This is a genomic window from Rhodoferax sp. (genome assembly GCF_018063565.1).
Classification (GTDB): domain Bacteria; phylum Pseudomonadota; class Gammaproteobacteria; order Burkholderiales; family Burkholderiaceae_C; genus Rhodoferax.
In genome coordinates, this window is the sequence record NZ_JAGPBB010000099.1 from 1 (window position 1) to 10,888 (window position 10,888).

A 10,888-nucleotide genomic window follows, 5' to 3' on the forward strand; every position below is an offset into this window, starting at 1 on the left:
TTGCCACCTACAAGGAAGCGAGCTGGAAGCCCTACATCATCGCGGCCATGATCCTGGCGCGCAAGTACGCCAAACCCGCTCAGGTGCTGGCTCAACTGCTCACGGATGCTCAACCAAGGGTCAGGTAATTCGCCCAGACGAAAGGTAAGCAGCCATGTCGGCTTTCAGAATGAGGCTGGACGTTGCGGAAAACCGCAACTTCACAGGGGAAAGCTCACCCACGTTCTGTCGTGCAGAGGCCCGCAAGGCGCGGGCCTTTCACAGCAAGATCAAAGGTTATGGCCCAACACCGCTGCGGGCGCTGGACGCCTTTGCGCAAATGTTGGGTGTCAACAAGGTTCTGGTCAAGGATGAATCGCAGCGTTTCGGGCTCAATGCCTTCAAGATGCTGGGCGGCTCGTATGCGATTGCGCGTCTGCTGTGCGAGCGCTACGACATCAACATGGCTGATTTCACCATCGAAAAGTTCCGTGCCAGCGGCTATCCAAAAGCCACCTTCGCGACCACCACCGATGGTAATCATGGCCGTGGTGTGGCTTGGTCGGCACGGGAGCTTGGTCAGAACGCCGTCATCTACATGCCGCAGGGGTCATCACAGGAGCGCCAGGACCACATCACTCGGCTGGGTGCCGAGTGCATTGTGACCGACATGAACTATGACGATACGGTCCGCTATAGCCTCAGAATCGCGCTTGAGCGCAACTGGGAGGTCGTTCAGGACACGTCCTGGGAAGGGTATACGCGCATTCCGACCTGGATCATGCAGGGTTACTCAACACTGGCAGACGAAGCGGTCGAACAGATGCAGGCGATGGGCATAGAGCGGCCGACCCACGTGTTTCTGCAAGCTGGCGTTGGCGCCCTGGCTGCTGGCGTGCTTGGCTATCTGGTCGATGTGTTTGGTGCCAAAAAGCTGCACACGGTGGTCGTTGAACCTGAGCTGGCAAGTTGCTTGTACCTGTCTGGCATCAAAGGTGAAATCGTCAAGGTCGGCGGACGCATGGCCACCATCATGGCGGGGTTGGCCTGCGGTGAACCCAACCCGATTGGCTGGCCCCTGTTGCGAAATTGCGTATCACAGTTCGTTTCGTGTGCCGACAACGTGGCCGCATTGGGCATGCGTGTGCTGGGCAACCCGCTCGACGATGATCCACGCATCGTGTCCGGTGAGTCTGGTGCGATTGGCATGGGCTTACTGGCCGCGGTTCATTACGCGCCCGACCGTCAGGCACTGTTGCGGCAGTTCAAACTGGATAAAGATTCGGTGGTGTTATTGATCAGCACAGAGGGTGACACCGACCAACGTGGCTACCGTGATGTCGTTTGGGCGGGTCGCTACCCCTGCGCCTGAAGCCAATGAAACGAGTCATCAAAAACGGGACGGTAGTGAGCGCCGAAGCTGCGTTCCAAGCGGATTTGTTGATTCAGGACGGTTGCGTTAGCGCTGTTGGGCAAGATCTGGCAGTCGAAGGTGCAGAAGTGACCGATGCGGCTGGCTGCTTCGTGCTGCCGGGTGGCATCGATGTGCACACGCATTTCAACATCGATGTTGGCATTGCCCGTAGTTGCGATGATTTTTTCAGCGGCACACGGGCGGCAGCCTGTGGCGGTACGACAACCATCATCGACCACATGGGCTTTGGCCCCGCCGGGTGCAGCCTGCACCATCAGTTGGAGGTGTATCACCGAGCCGCTGCCGGTCAGGCCGCAATTGACTACAGCTTCCATGGCGTGATCCAGCATGTCGATGAAAAGATTCTGGAAGAAATGCGCGCCATGGTTGACGTCGAGGGCATTTCCAGCTTCAAGTTTTATCTGACCTACGGGCACAAGCTCAACGATACCGATGCCTTGAGGGTCTTGACACGCCTGGGCCAGATCGGGGCGTTGGCGACTGTGCATCCGGAAAATGATGCCGCCATCGCTGCCCGGCGTGCGCAGTTGCTGGCTGCTGGCCACGGTACGCCCATCGACCATGCGCGCAGCCGCCCGCTGGAGTGCGAGGCCGAAGCCATTGCGCGCATGATCAATCTGGCTCGCCTGGCTGGTGATGCGCCGCTCTACATCGTTCATCTGTCGAACGGGCTGGGGCTGGAATACCTGCGGCTGGCACGCACTGCCGGGCAGCCGGTATGGGTGGAGACCTGCCCGCAGTATTTGCTGCTCGATGAAAGCCATTACCTGCGCGAGGATGGGCTGAAGTACATCCTGAGCCCGCCACTGCGCCCCCGCAGCGAACTCGAAAAGTTGTGGTGCGGCTTGATTGACGGCAGCATCGACACGGTGGCCACCGATCACTGCACCTTCCCGTATCAACAGCGCCAGCAGATGGCACAAAACGACTTTTCGCGCTGCCCGAACGGACTGCCGGGCGTTGAAAACCGGATGGCGCTACTGTTCTCCGAAGGCGTGATGAAGGGCAGGATTTCGGTTTCGCGGTTGGTGGATTTGACCAGCACGATGCCAGCCAAGCTGTTTGGACTGTGGCCACGCAAGGGCCACCTGGCTGTCGGTGCCGATGCCGATGTCGTCATCATCGACCCACGGCTTAGCCATACCGTGCGGCACGCGGATATGCATGACAACGTGGATTACTCGCCATACGAAGGTATGACGTGTCAGGGCATGCTGGTGACCACCCTGAGCCGTGGCAAAGTGGTCGCACACGAAGGCCAGTTCACCGGCGCAGTCGGTGCGGGGCAATTTTTGGCGCGCAAGCCTTTTGACCTGGCGCTGGTTCAACACGGTCCTTTCAATTCAACTTTTGGGGTCTGAACACCATGGGAAAAAAGATTATTTTGGCGCTCGGCGGCAACGCCCTGGGCGAATCCCTGGCCGAGCAAATGGCTGCCGTGCAGACCTCGTCCAACGCGATCGCGGACCTGATCGAACAGGGGCATGAACTTGTCATCACCCATGGCAATGGTCCCCAGGTCGGCATGATTGAGGTCGCATTCGAGGCTGCATCCAAGACCTCTGTGCATTCCCCGATTTTGCCGATGTCCGTTTGCGTGGCACTCAGTCAGGGCTACATTGGGTATGACTTGCAAAATGCCTTGCGTGAAACATTGTTGAGTCGGGGCATTGAAAAGCCGGTGGTCACCTTGATCACACAAGTCGTGGTGGACGCCGACGACCCGGCATTTGCCGACCCGAGCAAGCCCATCGGCTCCTTCTTTACCAAAGAAGAAGCAGATGCGATGATCGCCAAAGGCGCGCACATGAAGGAAGACGCCGGGCGCGGTTATCGCCAGGTGGTGGCTTCACCCAAGCCCGTTGATGTGGTTGAGAAAGAAACCGTGCAAGCCTTGCTGCGGGCTGGGCAAATCGCCATCACGGTTGGCGGTGGTGGCATACCGGTAACCCGGCATGGCAATCACCTCAAAGGTGCGTCGGCCGTCGTGGACAAAGACTGGGCCAGCGCCAAGCTCGGTGAGCTGATTGACGCCGACTTGCTGATCATCCTGACCGCGGTTGAAAAAGTTGCTATTAATTTTGGAAAGCCAAATCAGCAATGGCTGGATCGGTTGAGCGTCGAGCAGGCGCGGGAGTACGCGGCGCAGGGCCATTTTGCCAAAGGTTCGATGTTGCCAAAGGTGGAGGCCGCCTTGTCATTTGCATCGTCTCGGCCGGGTCGTCAGGCACTCATTACCAAATTGACAACTGCCAAGGACGGAATTGAAGGAAAGACCGGAACAGTGATTGGTTGAATAACGGGGCTGCGGGCTACAAAGGCTTGATGGCCCCTTTTGTTTCCACAATGAGCCGGTAGGTGTCGGGTTCGCGATGCAGCTCAAAGTTGAACACGTTTTCCTTGATTTCGCGACAGCGGTCCAGATTGCAGGATTCAGTAATCAACTCGTCCTCAACCGTTGAACACATCGTGACAATCTCGCCGGTGGGTGCCACGATGCAGCTTTGACCGAGCAGGTCGCAGCCCTCCTCGATGCCGGCCTTGGCTACGCCGACCACCCACATTCCGTTCTGATAGGCACCCGCCTGCAGAGACAGGTGATTGTGAAACGCTTGCAGATGATCATGCTCGGGCACCTGCGCGTAGTGCAGCGGTGTGTTGTACCCAATCAATGCCATCTCGACCCCCTGCAAGCCGAGGACCCGATAGGTTTCCGGCCAGCGTCGGTCGTTGCATAGCGCCATGCCAAAGATGCCCTGGTGCTCGTTGAACTGCGCCTGAAAGGCCGGGAACCCCAGATCACCGCGTTCGAAATAACGCTTCTCGAGATGCTGAAAAGGCCGCCACGGTTCGTTTTCAGTATGGCCGGGCAGATGAATCTTGCGGTACTTGCCGATCAGTTCACCGCTCTTGCCCACCAGAATTGAGGTGTTGAAGTGGCGCACCCGACCGTCCTGCTCAGCCAGTTCAGCATACCCGAGATAGAAACCGATGGCAAGGCGACGCGCCTCGTCGAACAGGGCCTGCGTGTCGAGCCCAGGCATCTCCCGCTCAAACCATGTGTCTACCTCGTCTTGCTGCTCGAAGTACCAGCGCGGAAAAAATGTCGTCAGTGCCAGTTCCGGATAGACGACCAGATCGCAACCACGAGCCTTGGCTTCGCGCATCAGTTCAACCAATCGCCCGACCACCACGCGGCGACTGTCGCTGCGCGCAATGGGGCCAAGTTGAGCGGCACCGACAATCAATTTTCGACTCATGGGCTATTTCCTGTTCATGCAAGTTCGCGGGGATTGCCGTTGCGTTATTGAAATCGCTTCGTAGCTATCAAATCAATCCATGTCACTATCTCAAATTGATAGTCACCGTTTGATGATTGGTGACTATCAAGGCAGCGACGAGTCATCAATCCTCGGACATCTTTGCCGCTGCAATACTCTCGCTCCGGTGATCCTCCGAGCCATTGAAGAACAAATTCAACAACAATGCAGACATCGAGGTCAGCAGAATGCCGGATTCAATCAGCGGATGCATGCCGTGCGGCATCCATTGCTTGAAGTTTGGCGCGATCAGTGGAATCATCCCAATACCGATCGACACGGCAACCACGAAGCTGTTGTCGCGATTGGTTTTGAAATCAACGCTCGACAAAATGCGAATACCCGTGGCTGTGACCATGCCGAACATCACCAGCCCGGCACCACCCAGTACCACGGTTGGCAGGGCCTCGACCAAGGCCGCCAGCTTTGGCAGAAGCCCAAGCACCACCATGATCAGACCGGCCGCCACACACACGAAGCGACTCTTGATGCCGGTGACGCCTACCAGGCCAACGTTTTGTGAGAAGCTGGTGTAGGGAAAGGTATTGAAAATACCACCAAGCATGGTACCCAGACCATCGGTGCGCAAACCTCGCGCCAGGTCAACCTGGCCCACTTCCTTGCCCGTCATGTCGCTCAGCGCCAAAAACATCCCGGTGGACTCGATCATCACCACCAGCATCACCAGCGTCATTGTCAGGATCAGCATCGGATCAAAGATCGGCACGCCAAACTGGAATGGCAGAACAACGTCAAACCAAGCCGCCTTGGCAACATTGTCAAAATTCATCATGCCGAGGGCAACCGCCACAACAGCACCGATCACGATGCCCAACAACACCGAGATGTTCTTGACAAACCCCTTGCCAAATTTCGAAATCAGCAGGATGGAAATCAACACGATGGCCGACACGCCAATGCCCAGCAGCGTGGCGTATTTGGGGTTGTCCATCGTGCCAACCAGCGACAAGCCTTTGGGTACTGCGGGAACCACCGTGGCCAGAGGGGCCGTGCCGGAGGCTGGCGTCACAGCAGCGTTGGCCATGGAGGCCACGTTGTTCAACCATTGGGCGTGTTCCGGGCTGACGATCTTCGGGGCGGTCGGCCCGAACGGGTTCCCAAAGATCCAGTTGATACCTACACGCATCAAGCTAATGCCGATGATGGTGATGATGGTGCCAGTCACCACGGGCGGGAAAAAGCGCAACATTCGGCTGACCAACGGTGCGATCAAGGTCGCAACAAAACCAGCACCAATGATCGAGCCAAAAATCAGCCGCGCCCCTTCTGCGCCGGGGGTTGAGTTGGCCATGGCCACCATCGGTGCCACCGCGGCAAATGTCACACCCATCATCACCGGCAAGCGAATGCCAAACCACTGCGTTGCGCCCCAAGCCTGAATCAAGGTGACCAGACCACAGCAAAACAGGTCCGCTGAAATCAGCATGGACACTTCCTGCGGACTCAGTTTGAGCGCGCGGCCAATAATCAAAGGAACCGCCACCGCACCGGCATACATCACCAGCACGTGCTGCATGCCGAGTGTGGCGAGTTTGCCGGTTGGCAGCATCTCGTCCACCGGATGGACACCGCCACGGCCTGAAACTAAGTCTGACATAGCTCTCTCCAAAGAAAAACCTGCAAATTGAAGGACATTCGACAGGCCGATCACGCAATATTAGTGCCAGTAGGTTGCGAACTGTGAGCGCGACGTCGATCCATGCGATGGCATCGAATATGCTTGACGACCTAAGGGAAAGTTTGGAGACTCTGTTGCAATTTGCACCACCGACAGGAAGTATGCATGAATACCACGACACTCATTGAACCAAGCGCTGGCCCTCTTGAACCTGGAAAAACCGAGTACACCACCGTACTCGGCCACCGGGTTCCTCGGGTTGATGGCGCTACCAAGGTAACGGGCTCGGCCATTTACGGTGACGATATCAAGCTGCCTGGCATGCTGTACGGCGTGTGTCGTTACACCGATATCGCAGCCGGCAAAATTGTGTCCATCGATACCTCTGATGCCGAAAAAGTAGAAGGTGTCGTGCGCATCGCCACCTACAAAGACATCACCGGCAACCCCGTAGTGGGTGTCATTGTCAAAGATTACTTGCCCATCGTGAAAGATGAAATCGTCTTTCACGGTGATGTGCTTGCGGTCATTGCCGCCACCTCTTACGAAGCGGCTTGCCTGGCATCTGACATGATCAAGGTCAGTTACACGCCCTACGAGCCCATCACCACCATCGAAGAAGCCATCAAACCGGGTGCACGCCGCATTCACGCGCACGCCGAAAACAACCGCATCAACCACCACCACACCGCCAAGGGTGATATTGAAGCCGGGTTTGCCGCTTCGACCCATATTATTGAGCGTGACTACGAAGTCGGCTTTCAGGAACACGCCTATATTGAGCCTGAAACCATCACCGCCTACATCGACCCCACGGAAAGAACACTGGTGATTACCGGTTCGGTGCAAAACCCGCACCGTGTGCGGAGTTTTGTCGCTGGCTTTTTGGGGATTGCCCAGTCCAAAATCAACATCAAGCGCGCCGTGATGGGCGGATCGTTTGGCGGCAAGGACGATGTGATTGACCACCTGTCCTGTCGCGCAGGACTGATGGCGACCTTGACCGGGCGGCCGGTCAAATTCACTTACACCCGCGAACAGTCCATCCGCGAGAGCTGCAAACGACATCCGTACAAGATGAAATACAAGGTGGGGCTCAATGACAGTGGCCGCATCCTGGCCATCAAGGTCGATATCCTGGCAGACGGGGGCGGGTATGCGGCCTCAACGCCATTTGTCACCTGGCGCTCCGTGGTCCAGGCGGCTGGGCCGTACAACATTGCCAACGTGCGTGTGGATACCACCGGTATCTATACCAACAACAGCTACACGTCGGCGATGCGCGGCTTTGGTTCGCCGCAGATCATCTATGCCAATGAATCTTTGATGGATGAAATTGCCCGGCATTTCAATATGTCGCCCATCGAAATCCGACAGCTCAACATGCTCAGGCAAGACGACCAAAGCATCACTGGCCAAGCCTTCACCAAGCATGTCGTTTCTATTGGCGAAGTTTTGAACAAAGCCGTCACGAATGCTAAATTTGAGGAAAAACGCGAGCAGTGCAAAAAACGCAATGCCGAAGGTGGCACCATCAAATACGGTATCGGCCTGGCCTTAAGTTACCGTGGTTGCTCCATGGGGGCTGAAGGCGTTGACACCGGCACTGCGCTGGTTCAGGTCAACCATGATGGCAGCATCAGCGTGTCAACTTCGGTGGCTGAAAACGGGCAAGGGCTGCAAACCACCATGTCTCTGATCGCCGCTGAATCGTTTGGTGTCACCCTGAAAGATGTGATTTTTAGCGAGCCCCCAACAGCGGTCATCGCTGACGGTGGCCCAACCGTAGCGTCGCGGGCAACCTTGATGGGCGGGCGTGCCGTGGTGGACGCCGCCGAGAAGATCAAGGCGCGCATCGTCGGTGTCATCGGGGACAGCATCAAAGTCAAGAGCCTGGCTGAAACCGAATGGCGCGACGGCAAAATTTTCAACAAGGCACAGCCAGATCACAGTGTCTCGTTCGTCGCAGCCGTGAATACCACCAAATGGGCATCGGTCAATTTGGCGGACTACGGCTGGTTTGCCGCCCCCGACATCCATTGGGACGAAGAAAATGGCACCGGCAGCCCTTATTTCACCTGGGTTTATGGCTGCAATATTGCCGAAGTTGCCATTGACACCAGTACCGGCAAAATCACCATGCAGCGCGTCACGGCCGTGCATGATGTGGGCAAGGTCATCAACCCGGTGGGTTATGAGGGCCAGGTGTGTGGCGGCATCGCGCAAGGCTGCGGCTACGGTATTCTGGAAGACTTCAATATTGAGCACGGCATCGTCAAGTCAGAAAACTTTGACTCCTACTTGCTGCCAACCATCAAGGACATTCCGCCGATCGATGTCTTTGCCGTTGAAAACCATGACCCCGATGGTCCATTCGGTGCCAAGAGCATTGGTGAGCCAGCCACCGAAATAGCGGCGGCGGCCATCAACAATGCGGTCAATTTTGCGTTGGGTACCTCATTTAACAAACTGCCGCTCACGCTGGAGCAAGTGTTTTTGGGCTACAACCTGAAAAAGCCGGTGCGTCAAAGCGAAAAAGTGATGTGCAAACATCAAGTCTCCTCTGACGTGGCGAAACAAGTACTGCGTTTGAACAACATCAGCGTTCGCACGCCCACCTCGCTTGACGAGGCGTTGCAAATGTTAACTGAGGCGAACGTGACGGCGGTGGCTGGCGCTACCGACGTGATGGTTCAGGGACGGATGAAGTCCACCGCACAAAACCTGGTCAACATTGCCAAGCTTCTTGGGTTGTGCCATATCGAAGAACGGGATGGTTCGGTGGTGATTGGTGGCGGCGTTTGGTTTAACAAATTGACCGAGCACCCTTTGGTGCAAGCGCGTTATCCGCTTCTGGTTCAAGCGTGTCACTCCGTGGGGTCTAACCAAATTCGCAACCGTGCCACCATCGGTGGCAACATTGTTAACGCAGCACCTTGCGCGGACTCGGTCCCGCCGCTGATTGCTTATGGCGCAGACGTTGTGCTGCAGTCGGCGACAGGCAAGCGTCGGATGCCGGTGGCTGATTTCATCACCAACGGCTACGAAACCAAGCTGCAAAAAGGCGAGTTGCTGGTCGAAGTTATTTTGCCAGCCCCCCCCGCCGACATGGTTCAAAACTATGAACAATTGGGTCGTCGCAACGCACTGAATATCACCCGCCTGAGCCTGACCAGCCTGCTGGCCTTTGACGGCGGCGGCAAAGTCAGTTTGTGCCGCCTGGTCGATGGTGCGTTATTGAGCAAGCCTCAACGTCTCACCTCGGTAGAACAGGTTTTGCTGGGCAAAGCGCTCAATGACGCAAGTGTTGCAGAGGCGCTGACAGTGCTGGGGAAATTGATTGAAGACGCGATTGGTGGACGCTGGTCTGCTGAGTACAAAAAGCCGGTTTATCTGAATATTTTCCGCGACCAAATGAACAAAGTCCGGGCACAAATCGGGCTATAACCCCAAGGAAAAGTGATGAGCAAAATTTCTTTACAAGTGAATGGAAAAACCGTCAGCGGCGAGGTGGATGGCAGTACCCGCCTGCTCGACTTTATCCGGGAGTCACTCGACCTGACCGGCACCAAAGAAGGCTGTGCGGTGGGTGAATGTGGCGCTTGCACGGTGATCATGAATGGCGACGCGGTCTGTTCGTGCCTCGTGTTGGCCGCGCAGTGCGATGACGCCACGATCACAACGGTCGAAGGATTGGCATCAGACAGCCTGGGCCAGAAACTGCAAACCGCATTCGTTGAACATGGCGGCGTGCAGTGTGGCTTCTGCACCCCTGGCGTATTGATGAGCGCCAAGGCCTTGCTGGATAAAAACCCCAAGCCCAGCGACCAGGAATTGCTGGACGCATTGGAAGGCAACATTTGCCGCTGCACGGGATATCAACCCATTTTGCAATCGCTGCACGCTGTGATTGACAGTTGAGTGCTGGCAAAAAACAAGTCGCGACAACAAGGTTCTCGATTGGCTACTAATCAACTACAGTAGCAGCTTACGCATATTTGATAAGGGCTAGAGCAGAATTTCATCATAAGATTTGTAGAAAAAGGCGGTTACGGAGTTATCGGCCTGCTTCGGTGTATTTCTTTGGCTGCTGCAAATCACTTTCCGATCGGGCTTCAAACGGCCCCGCAAGTTATCAAACTGATCTATCGCTATTGATTTGATCCTGCGTCCGTCCATCCCGCGCATCCAGCCGGGCCACCGAAAACACCGCTGCTGACCAGCAGCGCACAGCACGCCAATGCCGTTGTGAAGGGGTGGGTCATGGGCCGGGTGCGAATTCATGTGTGCGCTGCCTTTGGCCCGAAACTTGCAGACAAGCGACAGAACACCACGCTTTGCGTGTGCCCAGCCTATCACTCAGCTATTGGAGATCATCATGAGCGACATCATGCGGCCCGTTCCGTTCGAGGGACTGTTGCAACGTATCTTTGAAGAGTTTCGGGTCAGTCGCTCCATCTTTGACATTGCCGAAAGCCAGTTCTACCACAAAACCGATGATCGCCTGATCGAGGT

At 56.3% G+C, this 10,888-nt stretch carries 7 protein-coding genes; 5 read left to right on the forward strand and 2 right to left on the reverse strand.

Features of this window, described 5'->3' with window-relative positions:
- Positions 1 to 154 precede the first annotated feature (154 nt).
- The 3 genes from dpaL to arcC are packed head-to-tail and all read left to right on the forward strand — an operon-like array spanning position 155 to position 3,710.
- Positions 155 to 1,351, forward strand: a complete 1,197-nt coding sequence (gene dpaL, locus KBF66_RS16670) for a diaminopropionate ammonia-lyase (protein ID WP_296659873.1) — start codon at positions 155 to 157, stop codon at positions 1,349 to 1,351.
- 5 nt (positions 1,352 to 1,356) lie between these two features.
- Positions 1,357 to 2,775, forward strand: a complete 1,419-nt coding sequence (hydA, locus tag KBF66_RS16675; RefSeq protein WP_296659878.1) for a dihydropyrimidinase — start codon at positions 1,357 to 1,359, stop codon at positions 2,773 to 2,775.
- 5 nt (positions 2,776 to 2,780) lie between these two features.
- Entirely contained in the window at positions 2,781 to 3,710 is a 930-nt protein-coding gene (arcC, locus tag KBF66_RS16680) for a carbamate kinase (RefSeq protein ID WP_296659881.1), read from the forward strand.
- 16 nt (positions 3,711 to 3,726) lie between these two features.
- Here the strand turns inward: arcC and KBF66_RS16685 are convergent, their stop codons facing one another.
- Entirely contained in the window at positions 3,727 to 4,674 is a 948-nt protein-coding gene (locus KBF66_RS16685; RefSeq protein WP_296659884.1) for an N-carbamoyl-D-amino-acid hydrolase, read from the reverse strand.
- 145 nt (positions 4,675 to 4,819) lie between these two features.
- Positions 4,820 to 6,352, reverse strand: a complete 1,533-nt coding sequence (locus tag KBF66_RS16690) for a nucleobase:cation symporter-2 family protein (RefSeq protein ID WP_296659886.1) — start codon at positions 6,350 to 6,352, stop codon at positions 4,820 to 4,822.
- A 186-nt stretch (positions 6,353 to 6,538) separates the two neighbouring features.
- Here KBF66_RS16690 and KBF66_RS16695 point away from each other — a divergent pair, with 186 nt between their 5' ends.
- A complete protein-coding gene (locus tag KBF66_RS16695) occupies positions 6,539 to 9,820 on the forward strand; it encodes a molybdopterin cofactor-binding domain-containing protein (protein WP_296659889.1) in 3,282 nt (1,093 codons plus the stop codon).
- Positions 9,821 to 9,835: 15 nt separating this feature from the next.
- Positions 9,836 to 10,294 carry a (2Fe-2S)-binding protein gene (locus KBF66_RS16700; protein ID WP_296659892.1) on the forward strand — a complete coding sequence of 153 codons (459 nt, stop codon included), beginning with the start codon at positions 9,836 to 9,838 and terminating at the stop codon, positions 10,292 to 10,294.
- The last annotated feature ends 594 nt before the right edge of the window (positions 10,295 to 10,888 follow it).

Bases quoted from the DNA above. Each gene is read 5' to 3' on its own strand.
- dpaL (WP_296659873.1), top strand. From the start codon at position 155: ATGTCGGCTTTCAGAATGAGGCTGGACGTTGCGGAAAACCGCAACTTC.
- hydA (WP_296659878.1), top strand. From the start codon at position 1,357: ATGAAACGAGTCATCAAAAACGGGACGGTAGTGAGCGCCGAAGCTGCG.
- arcC (WP_296659881.1), top strand. From the start codon at position 2,781: ATGGGAAAAAAGATTATTTTGGCGCTCGGCGGCAACGCCCTGGGCGAA.
- KBF66_RS16685 (WP_296659884.1), bottom strand. From the start codon at position 4,674: ATGAGTCGAAAATTGATTGTCGGTGCCGCTCAACTTGGCCCCATTGCG.
- KBF66_RS16690 (WP_296659886.1), bottom strand. From the start codon at position 6,352: ATGTCAGACTTAGTTTCAGGCCGTGGCGGTGTCCATCCGGTGGACGAG.
- KBF66_RS16695 (WP_296659889.1), top strand. From the start codon at position 6,539: ATGAATACCACGACACTCATTGAACCAAGCGCTGGCCCTCTTGAACCT.
- KBF66_RS16700 (WP_296659892.1), top strand. From the start codon at position 9,836: ATGAGCAAAATTTCTTTACAAGTGAATGGAAAAACCGTCAGCGGCGAG.